Source organism: Vibrio sp. ZF57, assembly GCF_001691235.1.
In the GTDB taxonomy this organism is placed as follows: domain Bacteria; phylum Pseudomonadota; class Gammaproteobacteria; order Enterobacterales; family Vibrionaceae; genus Vibrio; species Vibrio crassostreae_C.
In genome coordinates, this window is the sequence record NZ_MAKD01000014.1 from 46057 (window position 1) to 71705 (window position 25649).

Consider the following 25649-nt stretch of genomic DNA (forward strand, 5'->3'; position numbering starts at 1 on the left):
CCTTGGTTAAACCGTAAACTTATTCAATAGCTCGTCTTGTTGGCGAACATTGTCAGTTTGCTGCTGCATTGCGGTATTCGCTTCTTGGGCCGCTGTTGATACTTGTGTTGAAAGGTCTTTGATCTTAACAGTGTTGTTATTGATCTCTTCCGCTACTAAGCTCTGCTCTTCTGCCGCTGAAGCAATCTGGATGTTCATATCTGAGATGCGTTGAATCGCGTCACGGATACGGTCAAGTGAAGAGTTCGCTTGCTGAGCGCGTTCAACGGCGTCAGTGGCTGTGTCTTTACTTTGGTTCATCGCGTTCGATACTGAGCTTGCACCCGCTTGGAGCTGCTCGATCATGTTGCGGATTTCCGTAGTTGATTCTTGAGTACGTTGTGCCAGAGTACGAACTTCATCGGCAACGACTGCGAAACCACGGCCTGATTCACCAGCACGCGCCGCTTCAATAGCCGCATTCAATGCCAGTAGGTTGGTTTGGTCTGCAATATCGTTGATTACTTTTAGAATTGTTTCGATGTTGGCTGTTGCTGATTCAAGTACTTGTACTTCGGCAACCGCTTGGTCGATACGTGCTGAAAGGTTATCAATCGCTTGAGTGGTGTCACTTACGACAGATGTGCCGTCTAGCGTTGCTTCGTCTGCTTCACGGGCTGCCGCTGCTGCGCCTTGAGCATTGTTTGCAACTTCAGTTGCAGTAACCGCCATCTCGTTCATTGCAGTCGCTAACTGTTCAAGCTCTTCCAGTTGGGTATTCATCGCTTTCGCTGATTCGCCTGCACCTTTAACCGTGATTTCAGTACCACGCTTAATTTCAACACCAATCGCTTTCGATTGAATGATCTGATTTTGCAGGTTTTCAGTAAAGGTGTTGAAACCTTTCGCTAGGTCAGAGAACTCTTGGTCTGTGTTGGTATCTAGGCGCTTAGTTAAATCACCTTGACCGCTCGCCACATCTTGAATGGCTTGGTTAAGCGCATCCAGTGGACGCATTAACACACGAATCAGAACAGTCAGTGCAATGATGCTGAGAATAACTGCAATCAACGAGTAGATCATTGAGCTGTTCTTCAATTCTTCAACGGTTTGGAACGCGATCTCTTCATCGAGGATTGCACCTATATACCAATCTTCACTAGGGATGTGGGTGAAATTAACTAGGAACATTTTGCCGTCGACTTCAATTTCTTGAGAGCCTTCACGAATAGTCGCTTGTGGCATGTAGCTTGATAGCGTTTCACCGTTGTTTTTCGCATTTGGGTGAGCAATCGTGGTGCCGTCGGCTGTTACTAGGAACAGGTAACCCGCATCAAACAAGTTCACTTGGTTGACCAAGGTAGCAAGGTTCGTCAATTCTAGGTCGTAGAACATACCCGCAGTAAAGCGGCCGTTGTCTTTAACTGGAGTACCTACTGATATGATGACTTTCTTACTTGATGCATCCACATAAGGAGCGGTAACAACTAAACTGTTTTTGGATTTAGCATCAATGTACCAAGGACGAATTCGTGGGTCGTAGTCTGGACCGGCATCCCAACCATCATCATTTTCAATAACGAAACCGTTTGCTTCATAACCAAAACCAACCGCTAGGAAGCTGTTTTTAAGCTTTGGCTTTTCTAAGATTTCTTTAACGTAAGCGCGATCTTCAGGGTTGATCTCGATGACTTCAGTCGTCGATTGAGCCAACGCTTTCTTGGCGTTCATCTCCGATACGACGGTATTTTTCACGCCCGAGACCATCTCTTTCAGGCTCGCATTGACGTGGTTTTCTACTGCACTTCTTACAGTGTAAAGTTGTTGTATTGAAAGCAATGATACTGTCACTAGCAGCAAGGCTGATGATGCAGCAACCACCTTATGGCTAAATTTCATTGAGTTTTCCCCTTCTCACAGGCTTTGCGAAGACTAAAGTTAATCGTGTTTTTGTAATTATATATATCGACTAGATTGGATTTTACTTGAATGTAATTTCACAAAATAGACTACAAAAATACAACAACCTAAACAATGCAAAATTCACTAAAGCGCATATTTGTTGCTTTTAGTATTTGGTTCAATGAGTTGGGGAATGGGGCTAGACGGAGTTTAAGGAGGAATTAAGAATGTATTAATTTGATAGTTATGCGTTCAGTTTTCTATTAAAAAGAGGCGGGGTGAACAAATGATATGAAATCAAATGACATGCAGAGCTTATAAATTAATTGAACTCCAAATAATACTGTGTATATATTTTCGCAAATAAAAAGCCCCACAAAAGTGAGGCTTTATAAACTGAATCTTTATTGAGTTACATAAGTAGTATCTAATTTAGAATATTAGATGCGCTACACCAGCGATAACTGGAAGCGTAATTAACGTACGTAGAATAAAGATAATAAACAGTTCTAAGATGTTCACTGGAATCTTACTGCCTAGAAGTAGAGCGCCCACCTCAGACATGTAGATCAGCTGAGTTACCGACATTGCTGCAATAACAAAGCGAGTCATCTCGTTGTCGATAGAAGCCGCAAGGATTGCTGGGATAAACATGTCCGCAAAACCAACAACAATCGTTTCAGATGCTGCAACCGCTTCAGGAACACCAAGTAGCTCTAGGAATGGAATGAAAGGCTGACCTAGGATTGAGAACACAGACGTGTATTCCGCAATAACCAGTGCCATTGTACCTAAACCCATAACAACAGGCAGTACGCCAAATACCATATCTACGGCGTTACGAACGCCTTCGCCAAATACAGATTTAGCCGACTTTACTTGAGATGCTTTATTTACCGCTAGCTCAAGACCCCAAGAGAACGTTGAGTGACCTGCTGGGATCGCGTCAGCGTCTTTGTGCGGCTTGCTGCCATCAATGAAAGTATCTTTCTTCATGCTTAGTGGTGGAAGGCGAGGGATGATCACCGCTGCCACAATACCCGCTAAACAGATTGCTGCGTAGAAAGGTAGGAACAGGTGCTCTAGTTCTACCTGAGCAATAACCACAAGACTGAATGTGATAGATACTGCTGAGAAAGTCGTACCAACAACCGCAGCTTCACGCTGAGTGTAGAATTTCTTCTCGTACTGTTTGCTTGTAAGCAGGATACCAACACTGCCGTCACCCAACCAAGAAGCCATACAGTCAATAGCACTGCGGCCTGGTAGGTTGAAGATTGGACGCATGATTTTACTTAGTAGCGTGCCAAACAGCTCTAGTAGACCAAAGTTAAGTAGAAGCGGAAGTAGCAAACCAGCAAAGATGAATACTGAGAACAGTGTCGGAAGCAGGCCTTCTAGAACCAGACCACCAGTATTTTCTTCCCAAATAACCTCAGGGCCAACTTGGAAGAAAGCCATAACGGCTGCAGCACCACCAATTAAACGAACCAGCAACCACAGTGGAGATGGGTTGAAAAGGCCGTTTAAAAATGAATTTGATGTAATGAATGTAGGCTTAAAAATGGTGCTTAAAACTGAAGCTACAGACATGAAAGCAACGATCGCAGTGATGATAGGGACTAGATATTCACCGAAAACCGCTTGAATTGATTTGGCTAAGATAGCTACAGGGATGGTTAGATCACCTTGATAGCTGATTGGCGTCATGAAAAGGAATAAACCAATCAATGATGGGATTAAGAAAACCCAGAAACTGCCTTTAGATTTCTCTGTTTGAGCAGTATTCTTGTTGTTAGACATGTTATTGTTCTCGAATTTCTACACGTAAAAAAGCCACATCCTTGGCATTTTTATTCACTAAACGTCCGTATTTTCTCATTGGGTGCAAGATTACCCAGTATTAATATCGCTTGCAATACTATTCATCAAATATCGCTAAATATTCATACTGGTTATTCTGCAACGTATTAAGAGTTTAGAATAAAGTGTTGCGGATGTTACGTAGTTTGAGGTTATATTGCCAGATATTTATAAATTGACTGGGGTTTCAGTTCGATAGGTCAAGTATAACCAGTAGCTAAACGCAATAATGAAAGCAAAAGAGGCAGGGAAAGCCAATGCCAAGATTTCGAAGCGTTGGAACAGACAAGCGCCAATTAAGCCGCCAAACAGGAAGCCAACCACAATGAAAATTAGCAGTTTGGCTTTACGGCGGTCAAAAGGCATCCCCTTTAAGCGAGCGCCAATCATGATCCCAAGATCGGTAATGATCCCGCTCATGTGTGTTGTTCGAATGATTGCCCCGCTGTAAGTGGTGATCATCGCGTTCTGCAAACCACACGCGGCTGAAGCGAAATACTGACCTGAAGTATAGCCTTGCAACAGTGTCCACAGCGCCAAAAACAGCAATCCACCCTCAATACATAGTGCAACACCGTAACGGCGTCCTAACTTCAATGCTTGGTTTTCAATAAAGAACCCGCTGAACGCCGCACCTAACATGAAGCTCATGATCACCAATAGGAGGTGAACAGAAGCCGAGGTCGGTGTAAGCAGGCTACTGCCTAGCAAAGACATGGTGCCGGAGATATGGGAGATAGCTTGATGTTGGAAGCCAAGTAAGCCGATAGCATTAACACTGCCAGCAAGACCAGCTAACAAAAGGGCGCCGTATTCAACCCAGCGAGGTAACTTAGAAATCATGTGGTTCACCCTGGGTTAAATAGAGGAGCAAGATTATAACGCTAGACAAAAGATACGCTAGCGCTGTGAAGCGGTGATATTTGATCTTAGGCAACAGTATTGCAGTTTGTTTTAATACTGTTGCTATATAAAGATAACGGTCAATAACGAGATAAAGATAACGCTCAATGACGAACTAGTTGTAATGGCTCATTTGGTGGTCGAACTTAACCCAACCGTGTTTGCGTTCTTCATAAACCGAAAAGCTCGGCAGTGGGAAGTCTTGCTCTTTAAATAATCCGAGCGGGACGATATAAAAATCAGCGGCGGCAACCGACTGCAAAAGCATGGTGGTGCCACACTTGGGACAAAACTGATAGGTGACTTCATTACCCGTATCGCTGATGCGTGAAAAAGAGGTCACTTCACCGCTGAGTGTAACTTGTTCTATTGGGAACCGAGCCTGAATGCCGAACACACTTCCGGTGCGTTTCTGACACTCATAGCAATGGCAGACAGATGTACGTTGAGGTTCACCTCGGCATACTAGGTTGACTGCTCCACAGCGGCATTCGCAACTTCTGATATTTCTATCTTTAATATGATTGATATCCATCCATGCTCCACTTCTGGTTAACCCTGTATTGATAATTATACTAAAGCCCTTTATGGTCTGCACAACTGGATGAAAACAAAAGAATATAATTGCCCATGAAAAAGAAAATCTTACCTATCCCTCTGATTCTACTGATTCCAATTGTCATGCTGGTTGTGGTGATAGTAGCGGGTATTTATCGCTTTAGCTTAAGTGATGAAGAGATCTTGGCGAAGTTTCCTTCTTCTCAAGTGAGTTATGACCCAGTCGTAGAAACCGTTTTTGATTTGAAGACGACCAATCCATGGACAATTAAAGTTCCTGAGACTAACGCCTACGCTTTTATCAATGAAGTTGATGAGCCTAGAGCCATCGCGTTTGGACGCTATGACTCAGGTGTTGAGCGCGGTGTGGTAACGGTAGACACCAATAATCTTTCAGCCGCCACGCTGGGCAAGGCGAGTTTCTTTGTCGCGCCGATGTGGATATCTAACCAAGGCAGCGGTGTGTTCTATTATCTAGGCCTGTTTAAACATGACCAGCAACGAAGCCGCGTGGTGTTAGTCGACCAACTTTTACTGGGTGACCGTATACAAATTCAGACATTGGAGGTCGCTCAGCTGCCAGATTCGCAATCACAGAATAAACTTACTGGGGAAGGTTTTATCGGCTTTACTCAGCATTCTGCGGAACAATCATTTGCAGAACCCCCTTCTGAAAAGGTGTTAATGAGTTTTTCTTTTGATACGCAATCAATTGGTAAGCAATAACGTTTGCGTGAATGTAAGGATCTGTTGTTTATGTGAGTCAAATTACATATTATCTTAGTTAGATGAATGAAATTTAGACACACTTAGCTTTGTGTCCGCTTATTTTTACAAATGGAGCTTGCGAATGATTAATAAACGTTTTTTTAAGACGAAAGATGAAGTTGAAGTGACCTTCGAGCTAGAAGCTCAGGAAGCGAACTCTGTATCCATCGTTGCTGACTTTCTTGATTGGAAAGCCACCCCAATGAAAAAACTGGCCAAAGGGAAGGTATACAAGTTTAAAACTCGTCTACCTAAAGATGGCGAGTTTCAATTCCGCTACCTAGTTGATGACCAACAATGGGTGAACGATGCGAATGCCGATCGTTACATCCCAAATGAATTTGGTGAAGACAACTGCCTAGTGTCGACGGTAAACGCATAATCTTTTCTTAAAACCAGCGACTAATTCGCTTCGTTTATTAATTATTCGAAACGGAATAACGTCAACCAATAGAAAGCAGAAACTAGCCGTTTCTGCTTTTTTATTTTTAAATTTAGCGGTTAATTTTATTTCTTATCTAGTGGCTCTTCATCTACGGCAACTCAATGACTTAGGCTAAGTTGGGAAGATTCACATCATATTATGACAATGCATTGATGATTTATGCGTTTGAAAAGCATATCCTATGCCTTTATATCGTAGAAAGACCTGTTTACCGTGTATTCAAAAATATTTCCCTCTCCGTTTGCTGAGCTTTCACCTGTAAAAAAAGTAGCTATTTTGGGACTGCCACTTATTGCTGCGATTGGTGTTGCTTTGCAATCGTCACAATCGGATCTGACGAAAACGATCGATCTTGATTTGCCCGACTCAACCGTTATTGAGTCAATTCTGTCACCATCTTCTGTTACCGTTATTGAGCCGCCGACATTTGAGTATCAAATTCAATCTGGCGATAACTTGAGTAGCATCTTCACTCAGCTTGGATTTTCTTACAAATCGATGATGAGCGTGATGGAAACTGATTTGAACTTCCTTGCTTTAGATACGCTTCGTCCGGGTAATACATTACGCTTTTGGCGTGATGAAGCGACCGGCGACCTTTCTAAAATGGAACTTCAATTTAGCGTCGCGGACAAAGTGGTTTACCGACTGCTTGATGACGGCAGCTACGAATTCGAAGACATCTCTATTCCTGGTGAATGGAAGCAAAAACCTTTAGTGGGTGATATTCATGGCAGCTTCTCAATGTCGGCGAACAAGGTTGGCCTGAGCAGTCTTGAGATTGACCATATTGTGACTCTTCTTAAAGATAAGCTGAACTTTAGCCGAGACCTACGTGCTGGCGATCAGTTTGAAGTGCTTCAAAAAGCGCAATATGTTGATGGTGTTGCAACCGGAAAACGTGAAATTGAAGCAATTAAGATCATGAATCGTAACCGCGTTGTGTCAGCATACTTACACACTGACGGACAATATTACGATGCTAATGGCGATAGCTTACAACGTGCTTTCCAACGTTACCCAGTGAGCAGTAGCTGGCGCCAAAGTTCTCAGTTTAACCCTAAGCGCTTACACCCTGTGACTGGCCGCATTTCACCGCACAACGGTACAGATTTCGCGACGCCAGTTGGTACGCCGGTTCAAGCAACGGGTGATGGCAAAGTGATTATGACGCGTAAGCACCCATATGCGGGTAACTACGTGGTCATTCAGCACGGCAGCACTTACAAAACGCGTTATCTACATTTGAGTAAGATCCTCGTTCGTAAAGGACAAACGGTATCTCGTGGACAGCGTATTGGTTTGTCTGGCAAAACTGGCCGAGTGACAGGTGCACACTTGCACTACGAACTGATTGAACGTGGTCGTCCTGTGAATGCAATGACAGCAAATATCCCGATGGCAGATTCTGTGCCTAAAAAGGAAAAAGCGACGTTTGTAGCAGCAAGAGATGAAGCCGACAAGCTATTGAAGGCAGCGTTAGAAACGCGCAATCTAGCAATGGTTAATAATGCTAGTAAGTAGCTAGCCATTAAACTGTTTTAAAGCCGCAAGAGCATCACAAAGCACAGTCAGTGTTAAGTGATGCTCTTGCGGCTTTTTAGTTCTCAATAGAAGGTTCGGTAAGGGTTTAAACTAAAGGCTCTGAGTGCGCGACATAGCTAACGATAGCTTCAGGTCGCATTGGAGGTGAGTAGAGGTAACCTTGGATCTTGTCACATCCCATCGCGTGCAGCTTTTCTAATTGCTCACGCTTCTCAACACCTTCCGCAACCAAAGATACATCGAGTCTATGGGCCAGTTGAACAATCAGCCATACTACGCTCTCTGAGGTCGAACTAGTTAACAAGTCTCGAATAAAGGTCGCATCAATTTTAATGCAATCGATAGGGTAGCTGTGGATGTAGTTCAAACTGGAGTAGCCTGTACCAAAGTCGTCGAGTGCAATCGTGAAGCCTTGTCCTCTCAGAAAGTTAAGCGCGGATTTTGTCTCTTGTGTTGGCGATAACAGAACGGTTTCGGTTAACTCGATAACAAACTCATTCGCCTTAAAATGGTGCTGTTCAATGGTTCGAGTCAGGTAGGATATATAACGTTTCGAATCAGTAAGCTCGTGCGCAGAGCAGTTGATTCCAAGTTTAACCTTGTAGCCCAAGCCTTGCTCTAGTGTGGTTTTAGCGCGGCACACCAATTCAATAATGCGTTCACCTAATTCGACAATCAGCCCTGACTCTTCTGCCACTTGAATAAACTCTACGGGTGAGATGTCTCCATGTCTGGCGGTTTTCCAGCGAGTCAGTACCTCGAAATATTCCCATTGCGTTTCACCTTGACCCACAATCGGCTGTACCACTACGTACATTCCATTGCTGTCGGGGATATAGCTTTGTGAAATTGGGTTTTCCAGCTCACTTCGTAGCGCTGCGACTAGCTCGGTTTTTCTTTGGTAACGAACTCTTAAGTGAGTGTCATAACATTGAATATGAGTATCTTGGCTGTGTTTACACTCTTTAAGCGCCAAGCTGGTATTGAAGATGATTTGCTCAACGTCTTTGTTGTCTCCATCCGAACTGGCAATACCGATGCTGACGTCGAAATCTATCTTGATATCAACGCTACTGTAGCCCTGCTTAATTTTGGCCAGTATTTGTTCGCACACGGCTATCGGATCAGAATGGTAGGTGATGAAGGCGAACTCGTTGCCAGCAGTCCGGAAAGTCAGGTTGCTTTCGGGTAAGGTTCTCCGCAAGGTTTCTGCGACAAATTGAAGTACTTTATCGCCAATATAATTGCCGTGCATGTCATTAATGGCTTTGAAGCTATTGATATCGAGTAAAGCCAATGTAAACGGAGTGACGCTCTGTTGAGTAATCGACTCTAAGGTATCTGATAAACAGCTTCGGTTGAGTAACCCGGTTAGGCTGTCGTGTGACACCTCATAACTAAGCTGATTTACAAGTTGTTCGGAACGATCGTTAAACCACATTTCACGCAAGGTGTGGATGATGATGTCGGCGAACAATTGATGGTGCTTTACCACGTCTTGTTGCTGATCAGGGCTAAGAGGCGAGGTGAACGTTGAAAACAGCACGCCCATCACTTCGCCACTTTGAGTTCGAGTCGGGATCGCGATGGAGTTTTGTGAGGTGATTTCCTGCCTAAATGCCGATGTTGGCAATGACTGGACGATGTACTGAGCAAATGAGCAATCTGGGTGTCTTTGATTGACGGCTTGTTGGTAGATGTGACCATGGCGCGCATTGATTTTGTCATGTAATACATGATCAGAATGGGCGATCACCAAAGGAACGGTTTGGTCAGGGAAGTACTTCTTCTCAATGATGCTAGTGTATTGAGTATCAAAGGTCTGATGTAAAGTAAGCACAGCTGACTCTAAAAGGTCGATACCTTCCAATTTCAGCAAACGGCCAATGCGCTCTGTGTCTATCATGCTATTGTGCGTATGTTGAGTCATAGCCACCACCCCTAGTTAACCAGATTCACTGTGTAAGCGGTATACGTATTATCTTGTATATGTGCGAACTTGTATAATCTATATGCGTCAAGTTTATTATTGGCCGTGTTGTATAACTTTTCAAATTAAAATGTGACTTATTTCACAGAGCTTGCGTGCTACGCTCTTTGTCTAGCCTGTCTTTCAGATGGTCCAAAAAGAGCTTGGTTCGCGTGTGCGAGTAATCAAGCTTAGGGTAGTATGCGTAAACCATCACTTCGTCGGCGGTAATATTTGGCAATACTGGAACTAATGTCCCTTGCTTTAGATCCTCTTTGATCATCGCTTTGATGGTTAACAGTACGCCCATTCCTCGCTTCGCAGCATGAAACAAAGCCTCTGGATTGGTGGTCGCAAAGTTACCATTGAGGGTGATGCGTTGCCCTTTGGTGAGTGTGACTTCTCGGGTAGGGCGCTCTCCCCAAATCAAAGAGTTGTGTTGTTCTAAGTCCTGCTCGTTGGCGGGGTAACCATGTTTAGCTAAATAGCTTGGCGCTGCATAGAAGCTGGCTTTGTGTTCAAACAGCGGTGTTTTCTTGAAGCTTAAGGAGTTGAGCTGTTCCAGTTCACGACTGATCACCAGATCTAAGCCCAGTTCAGGTAATTGGCCTGGCGTGGTCGTGATCAGCTGCACCTTAATGTCTGGGTATTTTTCTAAGAAGTCGTCCATGTATTGCACCAGAAACTTAGAGCCAACCGCAATCGTAGCGCCAATCTTTAATAGGCCTGCTGGGGTTTGGTTAACCGAGCGAGTCTCATCAATAATGGACTGCCAATTGTCGAGCTGATCCTTGGCTCGCAGGTAAAAGAGCGCACCTGCTTCGGTTTGGCTAATTGATCGCGTGGTACGCTTTAACAGTTGGGTGCCGATGCGCTCTTCTAACCAGTTCACTCTTTTACTGATCGCCGAGCTGGTGGTGTTCAGCTTTCGAGCAGCACCATTGAAGCTGCCTTCTTCGACTACTCTGACGTAGCTTTTTACGTTAAGAATCCAATCCATATTATTTCCTGTTGGGACTTAATAAAATTCCAATTTAGCTAATTATCAATTATTGGTTTTGAATGTAAACTCGTCTAATGAACAAATATCAAACGAATAGGGAATTTTTTGAGCCAATCGACCTTTAAAAAAACACCGTTACTCTTAGCAATGATGATTATTGCTACGGGGCAGGTGGGTGTGAGCATCTACTTGCCAGCATTACCGTTAATTGCTTCTGATTTAAGTGCTACTCAAGTAGATGTACAGCTTCTCGTCACGCTGTTTCTGGTGGGTTTTGGCTTGTCTCAGCTATTTTACGGACCGATGTCCGATGCGGTGGGAAGAAGACCTATCTTCTTGTTAGGTCAGGGTGTTTATTTGATTGGTACAGTCGTTTGTGTTGTGTTTTCTGACAATATGACGGCGCTAGAAGTTGGTCGCTTGCTGCAAGGTTTAGGGGCGGGCAGTGCCTCGGTTCTTGGGCGAAGTGTGCTTCGTGACAGCTATGATGGTTCACAGCTTACCAAAGCGTTGTCTTATATCTCGATCACCGCGTCGATTATGCCGATCATCGCGCCTGTATTTGGTGGCTGGATTTCATTCCACCTTGGTTGGCAGGCTGTGTTCCTGTTCGTTCTATTGTATTTACTGGCGATATTCACACTGGGTTACTTCGTGTTGCATGAAACTCTGCCATATGGGAAGAGCCGTTTTGAAGTCAGCCAAGTGGTAAAGAACTACGGACGCTTGTTAACGAATCGCCAAGTGATAAGCAGCGCCAGTTATAACTGGATGAGTTATATGGCGAGTTTGGTATCGTTATCTTTATTCCCATTCTTAATGCAAGAGCAATTGGGGCTGACCGCCGCTGAGTATGGTTCATTGATGATTGTCCCTTCGGCAGGCTTACTGATCGGTAGCGTTGCTTTGAACTTGCTCAATCGTAGGTTTAGCACTCCGCAATTGATGAGCCTTGCGATTTTGATTATTTTGGCTTCGGGAACTTGGCTTCTTACTCATGAGTTATCCATCTTTAACTTGGTTTGGGCGTTTACTTGGTTGGCGATAGCACAAGGCATTTCGTTCCCATTATCAATCAGCATGTTATTAGAACCTCATAAGAAGCAAGCGGGCGCAGTATCGGCATTGTCGGGCTCTATTCAGATGTGTTTAGCGGGTTTATTGGGTGGGTATCTAGTAGAGAGTTGGGTCACGACTCATCTACAGTTAGGCGTGTTCTACCTCATTATTGGCGCAGCCATGGGCGGAGTGCTTTGGTCTTCAACCAAAATGAACAACAAAGGCGATACTGTTGAAGTGGAATATAGCTAAACACTAAATTCACTATCGTTTAACGCACCATCGTTAATACGTTGTATTTGTGCTGATGGTTTTCTACAATGCTTCGGTCCATTGAATAGGTAAAAACAAAATGCAGCAAAATGAATTTGAAGTACTGGTAAAAGCTATCTGCGCACTAGATGGCCTGCCTCAAGCGCTTGAGCTATTGAAATCCAATGAGGATACAGAAGTCGCTGAGGCTGCTGCATCACTGACTGGTCAATTTGCACTTGCTGAAGTGGAAGGCGAAAAGCGTATTTACCACGTGACGCTTCAAGAAAATGAACAAGGCGAAGAGCAAGAGTACATCGAACATGTTATGAATGAAGGCGATGACTTAATCAAATTTGCAGCTTGGTTCTTTGAAACGATGTTTGAATTGAAGCAAAAAGACACATACCAAATTGCCGGTAAAACTTACAGACAGCCAAAGCGCAGCTAGGTTTCTCAGTAAAGCATTTTAGAAAGCAGCTCTATTGAGCTGCTTTTTTTATCAGTGTCTAAATCAATGTCTTGGGTTGTTATTAGGAATGGAGCATTAAGCTCAAACCAGAATTTAGGTTAACTCATTGATATACAAAAACAATGCTGATTAGCACAGAGACAAAATTAGGCTAATTGCAAGTGAATGCTTAATATTGCATTAAAGTGTGATTTAGATCTTGTTTTTGGGCGTTTTAAGTGTAGAATCCGCGCTAAAGAAAGTTGATTATGTGCGGAGATAAGCATGAATTACGAACTAGGCCACGCATACCTTGGTCAAATGGCAGCAAAAAACATGATGCACGAAGCATTGTACGGCACTTCAAAGCCAAAGAAACCATCGTTCTTTAAGCGAATGATGAAGAAAATGGCTAAATAAGCATTTTCAAAAACGGAATTTTAAAAGGCCTTAAACTCGATGAAGTTTAAGGCCTTTTTCGTTTTAGCGATTGGTGAAAGTTATCGCTTTGTTTTGTTGTGGATGGACACAAAAAATACCAATTAAGCTTCTGACTAATGGCTTTTAATGAACTCAGCCAGCAGATTGATTGGATAAGTCGACCACATTATTAGGGATGCTATCTAAGCCATTCTCTTTCATCCACGCTTCTAAGTTATCGGCACCACCGATGTACTTACCATCAAGCCAGATCTGCGGGACGGTGACCGGTGTTTTCTCACCAATGTGTGCTTTTACCTCTGGAATCATACGGTACAAAGCGGCGCTGTCTTTTACGACATCGTGGTATTGGTATTCAACACCCGCTTCATCCAGCATTTTCTTCGCTTTAACACAGAATGGGCAGGTCGCCTTACCATAAACGATGTTGCCTTTTAGGCTGTCTCGTTTGGTCCACTCTTTGATCACCGATTGGATTAACACACCGCGATTCAGCGCTTCACCTTGGCTGACAACCTTGCCTTCAACAACAAGGATTGGGGCGTGCCAAGAGCCAAGTTTTAGCGGCTCCCACCAGTGAGACAACCAATCTTTCACTTCCAATTCGACATCGACATCGGCCAATTCATTCTCAAAAGTATCCTTCAGAATGTCTTTGGTAAGGGTACATTCCCCACATGGGATATTAACTTTAAATGGACCCCAGCTGCCTGCCCAACGGTATAGTGTAATCTTGACTGGTTTCTTCATGGTTACGGCCTCGTTTGAATTCTCTTATCCATATAGAACGGACAGTCGAACTATTTATTTCACCAACCTTAAACTTTCTTCACTTTCGAAGGTTTTTTGGTTTCCCAGTGCGTTATAAATGCAACTGACGCAATAATAATAGCAGCCCCTAGCCATAAACGACCCGGTGGAACCCAACTAAATACAATCCAACCTGCTAAAACATTTAGCGGTAATTTGGCGTGGTCAAAAGGTTGCACAAACGAAGCATCAGCGACCGAGTAGGCTTTTACTATCGCCCATTGAGCGAGTGCCGTCATAACACCGATAACAATCAAGATAGCCCAAATTGTACCGCCGCTTGGCGTCTGCCAATCTGGCGCGGCAAGCAGGATGTTAAATGGTGTGATTAATAGCAGCAGGTACACCACCATGGTTGAAGGGCTGTCTTGCGAAGAGAGCTTTTTCACCATCAGTGAGTAGCATGCCCAGAAGAATGCGGCACCGACTGGTAATAGCGTTGCCCAGTTAAAGTCTTCAGCCCATGGCTCTAGAATCACCATCGCACCCACGAAACCTGCTAAGGTCGCGCCCCAGCGAGCAGCTCCAACTTTCTCTTTGAGGAAAAGCCCTGAACCTATGGTTGCAAACAGTGGCGACGTCATGAGAAGGGCAATGCCTTGCCAAATAGGAACTGGGTAAGCCAGCGCCCATATCCAAAGTTGAATACCAATCACTGATAAAAACACACGGAATACATGCAACTTGAGGTTGTCGGTTTTTAGCGCGCGGCGAATGCCCAATGTTTTTAGGTAAGGAAGGATGGCGAACAATGCGATTGAATACTGAATGACGGCAACGGTGGTAGAAGTCAGTCCGAAATGAATGCTAGCAATTTGAGTTAGGCTGTTGATCAAAGCAAAGGCTAAACCTGCGGTTAGCATCCAGCTAGCGCCTTGGATCGGATGGTGTTGTGACATGATGCTTCTAATTATTTGATGTGGTACACCTATGATACGGATTTAGCACCACTTAACCAGAAAAAGCATTGATGAAGTCAGTCAGAATATTTGAATATGAAAAAAGGTTGAGCTATTGCCCAACCTTTTAGTCTGTATCTAAAGTCGATTTAGATTAGAAGTCGTAACGGATGCCCGCTTGTAGTTGGTCATCTTTATTGTCTCGCTGTTCAAACTTGTAACCAGCATATGTGCGAATGTGGCCGTTAAACTTGTACACCGCTTCAATAGCAAAGTTATTTGCTTCTTCGTCAGCCGCTTTATCGAACTCGCCGTAGTTGTATACGCCAATTAGTGATAGCTGTTTAGTTGCTTTGAAGATAGCTGAAAGCTCGTAGCCTGTGTAATCTTTATCTGCAACTGAAGCCATTGTGTATAGACCACCAACCGTAAACGCATCCATAGAAAATTGAGCTACAAGGTTGATTTGATCGTCATCGAAGTTACCATTTTTTTGAGAAACATAACCCGCACCAAGGTCAAAAGCACCTAGGTTGTACATAGCAGCGAGGCCAAAGCTATCGGCATCTTTTTCATTTGCGGCGATATAGTTCGCTTGCACTGTCAACGCGTCAAACTCACCAGAGTAAAGGAAGTTATTCTCACGTTTATCTTTGTTGCCATCAACGGCATCAGCAGCATCTGCACCAAATGTTGCCATTGTATCTGTAATGTCAGTCAGCATTACCTGTGAAGAATCTTGCTTACCGTATGAGAACTCACCGAATTTGGTTCCTAAACCTGCGTAGTAGTAGCGATTGGTAAGAGATTCATTTTCAATTTTTACAGTATTGCCACTTCCGTCTTCGAACTCTGTTGTTGATGCGCTAGTGAACTCTGCTTCATACTTACCGAATCCATATAAACCATCAGAAAGTTCAGATTTACCTGAAATATTCACACGAGCTCGTGACTTGTCTTTGAAAGAACTGTCAGATGCGCTTTCGTTGTTGTCAGATACGTTGAAACGAGCCTCCGCACGACCGCCAATTTTAAGTTCTGTACCATCAGAGCTGTAAACTGTTGCTGCTAGAGAAGAACCTGAAACTAGTGCTGCTACCACTGCAGAAGCTAGAACTGCCTTTTTCATAATCACTTACCTTGTATTTTAAAATCCGTGAGCAATGTGCTCTCCGTTTCGATATGAAGCTAATTTAGAGCAGCTAAATTAAGCTTTCATTTCTATAAAATTACATTTTCGTGAATAGGGAACTTTTTAAGTGTTGATTTTATTGCACTTTCATTTCAATAGACTGAGTGGTTTGTGAATAGTTATACAAGTTGCGTGTATTTCAAAGGTCACATTAGCAAGTTTTACCTTGCAATCACGTATGTCGATGGTGGTGAATTTTGGCTGCGCTGAGAGCTTGTTAATCTGATTAACTGCTTGTACTGGTAAGGATATCCTCTATGATGCAAAAACTTAGAAGAGAATAGATTCTGCTCAACAATATGGAGACGTTGGATGAAAACAGAGTACTTAGGCGATGTTTTACAAGGTAGGCAGGTTATTGGCTCCTTGAATGTTGAAGACCTACCCGTTGGAGAGCACCAGTTTTGGTTTCAAGTCACCAGTGATGGGCTAGGGCAACCTAAGAACATGCCGGTTTCTGTTTTCAAAGGCAGTCAAGAAGGTCCTAAGTTGATGATCACCGCCGGTATTCACGGTGATGAGCTAAACGGAGTGTTGGCTGCACAGCAAATTATCAGGGACTTAGTCGGTAAAACGCTCAAAGGTACGGTAACGATTGTGCCTACTGTGAATTTGTCTGGCTTGCTGAACCATAGCCGTGATTTCATCTCTTCGGATCCGGGTTCTTGCCCTGCTAATCTTAATCGACTCTTTCCGGGTGACGCGAATGGCTTGGCTGCGGAGCGCTTTGTTGCGTCTTTGTGGGAGCGTTTGCTTAAGCATAATGCCACCTTCGCCGTTGACCTCCACACTCAAACTCGTGGCGCAGTTTATCCACTTTATGTGTTTGCTGATTACCGCATAGAACAATGTTTGGAGATGGCGAGGCTGATGCAGCCCGATTGTGTTCTGAATGACCCTGGTGACCCAGGTATTTTGGAAACGGTTTGGAATCGAAGTGGAATTCCGAGCATCACGGTGGAAGTTGGGATGGGGAAATTTACTCAGCCTGACATGATTCAACGAGCGGTAGACGGTGTTTTTAACATGCTGTCTTATTATGAAATGTTCGAGGTTGAAATAAATCATCCCGAGAAAATGCAGCTGCCGAGTATGGATTGGATAGAGGGTAATGATGTGGTTTCTATCCGCGCTGATATTGGTGGTTTCGTATTGCCGCAGGTTGAGCTTCTGCAGAGCGTAGAACAAGATGATCTGTTGGCTATTCAATATGACGCTTTTGGTAATGAGTGTCGCCGTTATCACGCGCCGTCTGCCGGACGTGTCCTTAGCTATAACGTGGATGCGTTAAGGGAGCCGGGTGCGCTTGTTTGTCGTTTGCTAAGTTAAGGCTCAGTCGGTTTGACGTTTCCGTGTTAATGCACTGTGTTGTTATCTAAAACACGTAAAAAAAGACCGAGCTAGGCTCGGTCAAAGGACAGTTGTCTAGAGTAAGCACGTCTTGGACTCATCGAGAGAACTGCTTTTAGAGTAGCGAGGCTAGATTAAGAATCCATTGCAAGATAGTGACACTTCGACTGCTTTTCTGTTTCAAAAATAATATTGAAAACATTACCTTAAGCTCATCAAAAGCCGACTGTGAGTTACGCAGGTCGGCTTTTTATTCACTTCTCTTTCGAGTCTTTATCTCTATCTACACTCGACTAAAAAGCGTCATCCACGATATCTTTAAGTCGGTCGTAAGGCACATACCCTGGTAAAACATTTCCGTTCATCATCATGGTTGGAGTGCCCGTTAAGCCGAGTGCACTGAACGTTTGATGGTTAGTGGTTAGAACCTGGTTTTGTTCTTGAGTTGTTTTTAGTTCCGCCTCTGTTCCCGTCTTCTTGGCAACGGCTTCTAGTGAGCTTTTCGAGTGAATACCGCTTTTCGCCATCAGCAATCTATCAACTTCAGGGAATGCTTCTGGGTTATCTTTCCATACTTTCATCGCGTATAGCGCCGCGTTGGTGTCTAGCCCCGAAACCTGTTGCTGCTTAAACGATAAGTACACGTTGATCACTTTAATGTCGCTGTTTTCAGAGGCTAATTGAACCAAGCCTTTTTCCAAGCGCTTACAGTAAGGGCAGTTATAGTCGGTAAAGTTAATGATGACCGATTTGCCATCCGGATTGCCCGTGATTGGGTGGGCGTCATTGTTGTATAACCAATCATGGCTTTCCGCTTGGGCTTTTTTCGTTTGCTCTTGACCTGCTACGTACTGCTCTAAACTGGTATGCAATCCAGAGATCGTCGATGGATTTTCCTTCAGGAATTGATTAATTTCTTCAAGTTGTTGAGTTTGTTCTTTGTTTAATTCTGCGAAGGCATTAGTACTCATTAATGAGCCTATAATCAGTGCGCTTATCAGATGCTTTTTCATATTGTCTTTTCTCAAATTCGTGATAATCGTGAGCGCTTATTAGGTTGCGCTTACATTAATATTGTTTGTTAAACTGGCTGAGTCGGTTTATTCACTTAGCTTTGCTCTGTTTTTCTTTGTGAGCGATTTAGGCAAAGTAGGTTCTTAACCACAGGCCGATAGGGGATGTAACGCCGGTTGCGATACTGCTAATCTTTCCATCTTTGATGATGACAATACTTGGCGTGACATTGACTCCCCAACTTCTGCTGATCGATCCAGAGAGATCATTGATCACAGGGAAGTCATACTCTTTCGCCTCTAAGTAGCGCTGGACACGTTCGTCTGGACCAGACGATAGAGCGACCGAAACCACCTGATTGGAATCACTGAAGCTATTAACCGTCGGGCTTACAAATTTGCAGGCACCACACCAAGTCGCCCAAAAATAGACAATGACTGGCTTACCATTTTTGCTTAGCTCGATAACATCAATATCTTCGCCTTGGAGCGATTGACCCACAATTGGAATCGCATCGCCCTGAGGCATGCTTCTGCTGTGATAAAAGTCCATGGCAAATGAAACCACGCCAACGATCAATATCATTGAAACCAGTTCCTTTCCCCACTTCTTAAGACGACTTGGCTTTTTGGCCTCACCCTTTACAGCGTCGTCTTCAATCGTGCTAGATTTATCTTCATTGTTGGGAGTCTTCATCAGTTATCTCGCAGCGTCGATGGCTTGAACGACAGTGTCACTGTTGAGAATGACAGGCAGTGGAATACCGCTTTTATAGCTCGGGCCGTAGACGATATTAAATGGCACACCAAATCGCCCATTACTTTGTAAGTATTGAGTGACACTTTCACTTGGTGTTGTCCAATCACCTTTCATCAAAACAATGTCTTCTTGCTGTAGGTGACTGTAGACAGGGTCTTGAAGGATGACGCCGATCTTGTTGGCTTTACAAGTGATACACCAATCAGCAGTCACATCAACAAACACCGTTTTGCCTTCATCAACGAGCTGAGGGATTTGCTTCGCATCCAGCTTTTGCCAAGCGAGATCGTCAACAATCGGAGTCGCCCAGTTATCAGCGGTGACACTACCGACGATCAATGCAGCACCAAACACCAAGGTTGTGGTTGCGACGATAGGAATAAGCACCTTGCGACCCAACTTACGGCCAATCCAAATCAATACTGAAATCACGATAAATAGCGACAGCAGGATAGTTGGGAATTTACCAATGAATGGGCTAAGGAGGCTTGTTAGCCATAGGCTGGTAATGAACATCATTAAGCCAAACACCAGTTTAACTTTGAACATCCACGCCCCAGGTTTTGGAAGCAATTTGGTTAGGCTTGGGAATAGCGCAAAGATCAACCAAGGCGCACTCATACCGATACCAAGCGCGATGAAGATAGCCCATAACTCTTGGTAGCTTGCTCCAAGTGCATAAGCAACCGCAGTGCCAAGGAATGGCGCGCTACACGGCGTTGCTAACAGCGTTGCAAACATGCCTTGAACAAAGTGGCCTGAATGTGAGTCATCGCCTTTGGTTGCCATCCAGGTGTTTAAACCTGATGGTAGTCTGAATTCGAATAACCCAAGCAGGTTAATCGAAAACAGCAAAGTGATGATCAGCATGAACCCGATGAACCAAACATTTTGGAACTGGATTCCCCAGCCAATTGCATTACCACCCATTTTTAGAGCGGTCATACCTAGGGCTAACAGCGCAAATGATGTAATGACACCTGAAGCAGAAGCTAAGAATGAGAGTCGAATATGACGATTAGATGCACCTTGGTTTTGAATGATGCTGTTTAATTTCATTCCTAAGACTGGCAACACACATGGCATGATGTTGAGGATCAAACCACCAATTAAAGCGAAGCCTATCATCGCCAAAAAGCCGTTGTTGCTTGTTTGGTAAGCGATCGGTTCTGAGCCAACTTTGGCCGTCATCTCTTCGGCGAAATTAGTGTCTGAAACGGTGACACTCACGTTACGGTCCGTTAAGTCGACTTCACCTATCCAGTTGCTCACATCAAATACGGCCGTCATTGTATTGTCTGTGATGTGGACGCTTGGTTGAGAGAAGAAGTCATCAATCACTTCTTGCCCGTCAATCAACACCATCGGCTTATCCCAGCCATTTTTACTTGTCAGCTGAGTAACCAGTTGCTGCTTGCTCTTGTCCCAAAATAGACCATTGACTGAAGTGCGATTAGCTTCTCGTGGAGATTGGCTCATGCCTTGGTTGAACAAGAACATCGCTTCTTCATCGAGCGCTAAAGTTTGTGGGTCAATCGGCAGTTCGATATCGTAATCGGTTAACACACAGATATTGGTACACGACGGAAAGGTAAACGATGCCCTGAATATCGCAGGCTTCGTGTTGTCTTTCAGGGATAAAGTGACAGGAAAGCTTACGTGCTTTTTGTAACCTAACGTCATCACGTCAAGTTGTTCATAGTATTTAGGTATCGGCCAGTGCCACTCTACTGACTCAATGTTTGTTGAACCAGACCAGTCCCAGCTTGGCGGAATGCCACCTTCGCCTGGGCTGCGCCAATAGGTTTTCCAGTCGCCGTCGAGCACGACATCGAGCACGGTTTGGATCTTAGAGCCGTCATCCGACTGTTCACCCGTCGACATCATTCGCATTTTAACAGGCGGATGCTCAGGCACACTAAGCCAGCCCGTTGTCTGTGCCAAGGCGGTAAATGACGTCATAACCAAAAGGGCAGTGACTAAGGTTTTCGCGCATGTACGCATAGAGAATGCCAATGAATCGACAAACTTAGTTAGTAGTGTGTTGTACAAAAATGTATCTCCAAAAAATAAATAAAAGGGTGTAGTAGCCCGGTTATTTACTCTCTAAATATACAGTGCTTTAGATGCAATCGGTGTTTTGTCGGTCGAGTAGAGCGATGATTGTCTCTAGATAATCTCGAGATGTGAGGAGGTAAGTTAAACGCAACAGCAATAATAAGTACGAATGGGATCAGCCAGCCGGTTTTTGGGGCGGCAAAGGTCAGCATTTTCGAACTTAGGCTGCATGAATTTGAATTGGGGGACGTTAACATTTTTGAGGCTTCTAAGCCGAAAACGCTGGCGTATAGAGCAGCCATTTTTTCTGAAGAAGCGATGTTGGTTTGGGGATTACTGGTTTCTGTATGAGTTTGTGTGCCAACTAGGACTGATTGGCCATTAGCGGATGCAGATAACGATACTTTCTTGACGGCCAGAGTGCTCGCCAGACAAGTTACGATAACCAGTCCGGTAAGGAAGAGCGCCCAAAGCGAATGCTTTTGTCGGCGGTTCTGTGTGGATAAGAAAAGTAGCGATGTGTTCAGCAAATTAGTCAGTAATCAAATCTGTTAGTCGTTAAAGCAAGCTCATTGAATTGTGGTTAGCTTAGATAAGTTCTCTTCGTGCCACAAGTCATAAAATGGTTAAAGTGAAACTATGTATAAATGCGGGAAACGGCAGATACACGATAAAAGACGCATAAACACCAATTCACGCGAATACGACATTGAGCTGTAGCTAAAGTTCACAACAACTGAAAGTTATCGCTAATTATTCTGTATTGAGTGGTTTATTAACTATCAGGACGGGACAGGCGATACAAAAAAGCCCAACAGATCGTCAGTGAACGTGTTGGGCTTTAATCATTGGTGCTATTGGAAAGGCTTAGTGAGTGCGGCGAGGGCCGTTACGTACCAAGTCTTTACCGTTATCAAACACCTCTTTGGTGATCCAGCGAGCAAGCAGAACTTTATGGCTGCTATTGAATACAGCAACGAAGTGACGACCATCTGAATTATTGGTTGCCATGCCTACACCTTCAACGCCTTCAAGGCCTAAACCGCCAGCTTCCACTGAAATTAGGAATTGCTCTAGTTCTTCTAGAGACTCAATAATATCAAGTTCGTTGTTCATTTTTATGCTCTCTTGCTGTGAGCCAACATCGTATTTAGGGCGCTTTAGTGCTGTGCTCGAATGAAGATATTGGCTGTTGTTCTTTGTTGGATGCGTACTCTACAGGTCATAAGAGGGGATTGGAACTCTCAAATATTAGAAGCAGGCTGATAATTTGCGAATTTTTAACATAACATACGTTTAAATGCTTGTTATCCATATTCTTTTTACTACTATTTATAGGGTCAATTTAGACAGTGATAGGAAGTAATATGATGAAGGTTTGGCGTTGTCTATTGTTAATGTTGGCGTTTGTCGCATTTGGAAGTTATGCGCAGAGCGTTGAGAAAATCGCAGAAGTACAAGATCAGTTAATGCTCGATCTAGCAACATTAGAAACGGCGCATGATGCTGAGAAGCCCTTTCTTGAAGATATCTTAAGGCGTAAGAATCAGGGCCTACGCGAAGAGATTTTTTCACAGCTATCGTCAGATAAAAAAGAGGGGCTGGATGTCACTCTTGCTCAGCAGGTCGAACTGCTACAAAAATTGCTGTCGTTGAATGAAACTAAAATCGTTTCAATGAGTAAAGAAAACCGTTCAGCTGAAGGTGACGCTAAAAAACGCCTTGAATTGCGTATTCAAAAACGAATCGGAATGATGGATGTCTATTATCAGCAGCTTGCTAAGACCTTAAATTGGTCGAAAGAGCGTGGTGTTGATGTTGCTGTTCCTGAAGGTGAGCTCAAAACGGCACTTGTTTCTCGTTCTCAATATCTTACTAATGCAATTCTATACACGGATACACAACGTCAAGATTTAGAACGCCGGTTATCTTATGTAAGTGAAGAAGAGAAAGCGACGATTAAAACTGAGCTTGAACGCTTCAGTGAGCGAACTAGCGTTATGGTCGCGAGCTTAGAAGAAACCATCACGCTAATGGAACCGTTTGGCGTGGATGTGACTTCGTACAAACGTGTTTTGCTAGCGACGACAGGTGACATTAACGCCGATGTGTTGGATGTTGATGTTGCACTGGAGCTGTTGGATGGTTGGCTTCGTTCGTTCAGTTCATGGGCTTTTGAAAATACCCCTTCTTTTATCGTTAAACTTGCTCTGTTTCTCGGTATTTTGTATGTAACTCGCCTTATTGCTAACGTGGCTCGCAAAACCGTTCGTAAGAGTGTTTCGCACTCTAAAATGGACTTCAGTGTATTGATGCAGGACTTCTTTGTATCCATCGCATCTAAAGCGGTCGTGTTTATTGGTTTGCTTATCGCACTGTCTCAAATAGGGATAGAGCTAGCACCTCTTCTTACTGGTTTCGGTGTAGCCGGTGTCATCATTGGTTTCGCATTGCAAGACACACTATCTAACTTTGCATCGGGTTTGATGATCTTGATCTACCGTCCTTATGACGTCGGTGACATGGTTAAAGTGGCAGGCGTGCAAGGCACGGTAAAAGACATGAGCTTAGTATCGACGACTGTTCAAACCATTGATAACCAACGCTTGGTGATCCCAAACAACAAGATTTGGGGTGACGTGATCAACAACATCACGGCAGAACGTGTAAGACGTGTTGATATGGTTTTCGGTATTGGTTATTCAGATGATATCGATAAAGCGAAAGCGGTATTGAACGACATCATTCTTGCACACCCTCTAGTGTTGAAAAAACCAGAGCATATGATCAAGCTTCATACCTTGAATACGTCTTCTGTTGATTTCGTAGTTCGACCTTGGGTTAAGACTGATGACTATTGGGATGTGTACTGGGATGTAACGGAAACCGTGAAGAAACGCTTCGATGAAGAAGGCATCACGATTCCATTCCCTCAACGAGATGTACATATTTACAATCACGAAGAGAGTTAAGCGAATGAGCTAGTGCGCGAAGCGATTTCGAAAAGAGCTATTACGAAAAAAGCTAAGCATGGCTTAGAGCCATCATTCTTAATGTGATATCAAATGGACGCTGAATAAGCGTCCATTTTTATTGGCTGCCAGTTTATACCAATCACAGTAAGTAAGTGATCAGAAATAGCGCAGAAAAAAGGCTTGAGAATAAGGCAGAACTTTTTAATAAGTAGTTATTCTACAATCAAAAGTTCTAACGCAGTTATCGAGCGTTTTAACCAGCTAGGGTGAACAGTTATTTACTACGATTGGTATTATATTGAGCTTCATTCTTTTATGTCACTCAACCGCCTTAGAATTACGTTATGATGGGGTAGGCTTAGTTTGGACAGTTGAAATCGAATGGATGATTCACAGAAAAAAACGAATACTAGAAATACACCTGTAAGAAAAGCGACCCGAATCGAAAGCGTCATGAACTCTGCGATGTGGCATTTAACTCAGCGAGATATGACGGAAAGCGAGTTGGTTGCGAAGCTCAAAGTGAAAACCGACAATCAAGAATGGATCGATGAAACTCTAGGGACACTGAAAGGCTTCGGGTATCTCAAGTCTGACCAAGTGTTTGCTGAACAATTCGTGGAACAAGCTTTTTCTGGTGAATTCGGTTCTCGATATATTGTCGAAAAATTGAAGAAGAAAGGCCTGACCGATTCAGTGATTTCTGATGCAATCCATAAGGTGTCTTTCGAAAAGTCTATTGATGAACAGACCATCCTGATAGACCGCATCAACCATTACTATACAAGTTTTACCATGAGCCGTGAAAAGCTTGTCGCGACCCTGCAAAAGCGTGGCTTTAGCTATCAACAAGTTAAGGTAGCGATTGACCAGCACCCACAAGCGCATCAACTGAAAAGTAACATTCAAATTAAGGCCGAGAAAGCCGACTTGGAAAAAGAGGTGCTCAAGTACGCTCGTAAAGGCAAGGGACTGACTGCCATTCAGCAAGAACTTAGACAACGACAAATCGACACAAGTGAACTGTCATCGCTCATCGACCGATTGATTAATGAAGAGCAGCTAGATTTCTATTCTTCGTGTTTAGAACAGTTGCAGAAGAAGCCTTATGACCTAAACGATCATAAAGAACGCTCTAAGGCTTACGCGATGCTAAGTCGAAAGGGGTTCTCTTCTGACGAGATCAAATTTGCATTGAGTGAAGATAACGAATAACTAAGCCGGAAAAATTTCCTATTGTAGTATGTTGGTTTGTCCTAAGTAACTATTGGACATAAACGAGGCTTTGTTTCCTAATTGGATCTCAGATAGAAACGGCCAGTATGGGTGATTATTAGGCTATTTCTATCGTTTTAGGCATACCTAACCCTGTGAGCTTATTCAACGCTTTATTCAACGCTTTATTCAACGCTTTAATCATGGCGTAGGTTTCACCAACCTGAGCATTATAGTTT

At 43.7% G+C, this 25649-nt stretch carries 22 protein-coding genes; 9 read left to right on the forward strand and 13 right to left on the reverse strand.

The window, feature by feature from the left end; translation table 11 throughout:
• Nucleotides 1-6 precede the first annotated feature (6 nt).
• The 4 genes from A6D97_RS01855 to A6D97_RS01870 all read right to left on the reverse strand — a co-directional run bounded on the left by A6D97_RS01855 (nt 7) and on the right by A6D97_RS01870 (nt 5245).
• Nucleotides 7-1878, reverse strand: a complete 1872-nt coding sequence (locus tag A6D97_RS01855; RefSeq protein WP_017062748.1) for a methyl-accepting chemotaxis protein — start codon at nt 1876-1878, stop codon at nt 7-9.
• 435 nt (nt 1879-2313) lie between these two features.
• Complete coding sequence (locus A6D97_RS01860; RefSeq protein ID WP_065583704.1) at nt 2314-3684, reverse strand: YjiH family protein; 1371 nt, start codon at nt 3682-3684, stop codon at nt 2314-2316.
• A gap of 228 nt (nt 3685-3912) precedes the next feature.
• Nucleotides 3913-4587, reverse strand: coding sequence for a YoaK family protein (locus A6D97_RS01865; RefSeq protein WP_017062746.1), 675 nt, complete (start codon nt 4585-4587; stop codon nt 3913-3915).
• 175 nt (nt 4588-4762) lie between these two features.
• The gene (locus tag A6D97_RS01870) at nt 4763-5245 is read right to left on the reverse strand and encodes a GFA family protein (protein WP_170791798.1); all 483 of its coding nucleotides are present in this window, start codon (nt 5243-5245) and stop codon (nt 4763-4765) included.
• A 32-nt stretch (nt 5246-5277) separates the two neighbouring features.
• On the opposite strand from A6D97_RS01870, the gene A6D97_RS01875 reads away from it, so the two are divergent.
• The 3 genes from A6D97_RS01875 to A6D97_RS01885 all read left to right on the forward strand — a co-directional run bounded on the left by A6D97_RS01875 (nt 5278) and on the right by A6D97_RS01885 (nt 7942).
• On the forward strand, nt 5278-5931 hold the full coding sequence (locus A6D97_RS01875; RefSeq protein ID WP_017062744.1) for a hypothetical protein: 654 nt from the start codon (nt 5278-5280) through the stop codon (nt 5929-5931).
• Between the two features lie 124 nt (nt 5932-6055).
• Nucleotides 6056-6355 carry an isoamylase early set domain-containing protein gene (locus A6D97_RS01880; protein ID WP_009845720.1) on the forward strand — a complete coding sequence of 100 codons (300 nt, stop codon included), beginning with the start codon at nt 6056-6058 and terminating at the stop codon, nt 6353-6355.
• Nucleotides 6356-6631: 276 nt separating this feature from the next.
• Nucleotides 6632-7942 (forward strand): peptidoglycan DD-metalloendopeptidase family protein, encoded by a 1311-nt coding sequence (locus A6D97_RS01885; protein ID WP_029235206.1) that lies wholly within the window; start codon nt 6632-6634, stop codon nt 7940-7942.
• A 106-nt stretch (nt 7943-8048) separates the two neighbouring features.
• Here the strand turns inward: A6D97_RS01885 and A6D97_RS01890 are convergent, their stop codons facing one another.
• On the reverse strand, nt 8049-9893 hold the full coding sequence (locus A6D97_RS01890; RefSeq protein ID WP_065583705.1) for a bifunctional diguanylate cyclase/phosphodiesterase: 1845 nt from the start codon (nt 9891-9893) through the stop codon (nt 8049-8051).
• Between the two features lie 142 nt (nt 9894-10035).
• A complete protein-coding gene (locus tag A6D97_RS01895; protein ID WP_017062741.1) occupies nt 10036-10932 on the reverse strand; it encodes a LysR family transcriptional regulator in 897 nt (298 codons plus the stop codon).
• A gap of 108 nt (nt 10933-11040) precedes the next feature.
• Between A6D97_RS01895 and A6D97_RS01900 the strand changes: the two genes are divergently transcribed.
• The 3 genes from A6D97_RS01900 to A6D97_RS22280 all read left to right on the forward strand — a co-directional run bounded on the left by A6D97_RS01900 (nt 11041) and on the right by A6D97_RS22280 (nt 13117).
• Entirely contained in the window at nt 11041-12246 is a 1206-nt protein-coding gene (locus A6D97_RS01900) for a multidrug effflux MFS transporter (protein ID WP_017071617.1), read from the forward strand.
• Nucleotides 12247-12346: 100 nt separating this feature from the next.
• Nucleotides 12347-12697 carry a hypothetical protein gene (locus A6D97_RS01905; RefSeq protein ID WP_017057980.1) on the forward strand — a complete coding sequence of 117 codons (351 nt, stop codon included), beginning with the start codon at nt 12347-12349 and terminating at the stop codon, nt 12695-12697.
• Between the two features lie 285 nt (nt 12698-12982).
• Nucleotides 12983-13117 carry a hypothetical protein gene (locus A6D97_RS22280; protein WP_010431176.1) on the forward strand — a complete coding sequence of 45 codons (135 nt, stop codon included), beginning with the start codon at nt 12983-12985 and terminating at the stop codon, nt 13115-13117.
• 153 nt (nt 13118-13270) lie between these two features.
• Here A6D97_RS22280 and A6D97_RS01910 read toward each other — a convergent pair whose 3' ends face one another.
• From A6D97_RS01910 to A6D97_RS01920, 3 genes are all read right to left on the reverse strand, one after another.
• Nucleotides 13271-13888, reverse strand: coding sequence for a glutaredoxin (locus tag A6D97_RS01910; RefSeq protein ID WP_017062739.1), 618 nt, complete (start codon nt 13886-13888; stop codon nt 13271-13273).
• A 68-nt stretch (nt 13889-13956) separates the two neighbouring features.
• The gene (locus A6D97_RS01915; protein WP_065583706.1) at nt 13957-14847 is read right to left on the reverse strand and encodes a DMT family transporter; all 891 of its coding nucleotides are present in this window, start codon (nt 14845-14847) and stop codon (nt 13957-13959) included.
• A gap of 154 nt (nt 14848-15001) precedes the next feature.
• Nucleotides 15002-15976, reverse strand: coding sequence for a porin (locus A6D97_RS01920; protein WP_017064330.1), 975 nt, complete (start codon nt 15974-15976; stop codon nt 15002-15004).
• Between the two features lie 375 nt (nt 15977-16351).
• Here A6D97_RS01920 and A6D97_RS01925 point away from each other — a divergent pair, with 375 nt between their 5' ends.
• Nucleotides 16352-17368, forward strand: a complete 1017-nt coding sequence (locus tag A6D97_RS01925; protein WP_050632901.1) for a succinylglutamate desuccinylase/aspartoacylase family protein — start codon at nt 16352-16354, stop codon at nt 17366-17368.
• Nucleotides 17369-17682: 314 nt separating this feature from the next.
• Here A6D97_RS01925 and A6D97_RS01930 read toward each other — a convergent pair whose 3' ends face one another.
• The 4 genes from A6D97_RS01930 to A6D97_RS01945 form a co-directional block, all read right to left on the reverse strand.
• A complete protein-coding gene (locus A6D97_RS01930) occupies nt 17683-18402 on the reverse strand; it encodes a DsbA family protein (protein WP_065583707.1) in 720 nt (239 codons plus the stop codon).
• A 127-nt stretch (nt 18403-18529) separates the two neighbouring features.
• Complete coding sequence (locus tag A6D97_RS01935) at nt 18530-19099, reverse strand: protein disulfide oxidoreductase (protein ID WP_065583708.1); 570 nt, start codon at nt 19097-19099, stop codon at nt 18530-18532.
• Nucleotides 19100-19102: 3 nt separating this feature from the next.
• Nucleotides 19103-21166: a protein-disulfide reductase DsbD domain-containing protein gene (locus tag A6D97_RS01940; RefSeq protein ID WP_065583735.1), complete on the reverse strand. Its 2064-nt coding sequence runs from the start codon at nt 21164-21166 to the stop codon at nt 19103-19105.
• 921 nt (nt 21167-22087) lie between these two features.
• Nucleotides 22088-22336: a hypothetical protein gene (locus A6D97_RS01945; RefSeq protein WP_017062732.1), complete on the reverse strand. Its 249-nt coding sequence runs from the start codon at nt 22334-22336 to the stop codon at nt 22088-22090.
• A 251-nt stretch (nt 22337-22587) separates the two neighbouring features.
• On the opposite strand from A6D97_RS01945, the gene A6D97_RS01950 reads away from it, so the two are divergent.
• Nucleotides 22588-24192, forward strand: a complete 1605-nt coding sequence (locus A6D97_RS01950) for a mechanosensitive ion channel family protein (RefSeq protein WP_065583709.1) — start codon at nt 22588-22590, stop codon at nt 24190-24192.
• 384 nt (nt 24193-24576) lie between these two features.
• Entirely contained in the window at nt 24577-25410 is an 834-nt protein-coding gene (locus A6D97_RS01955; protein WP_065583710.1) for a RecX family transcriptional regulator, read from the forward strand.
• Nucleotides 25411-25649: the final 239 nt, after the last annotated feature.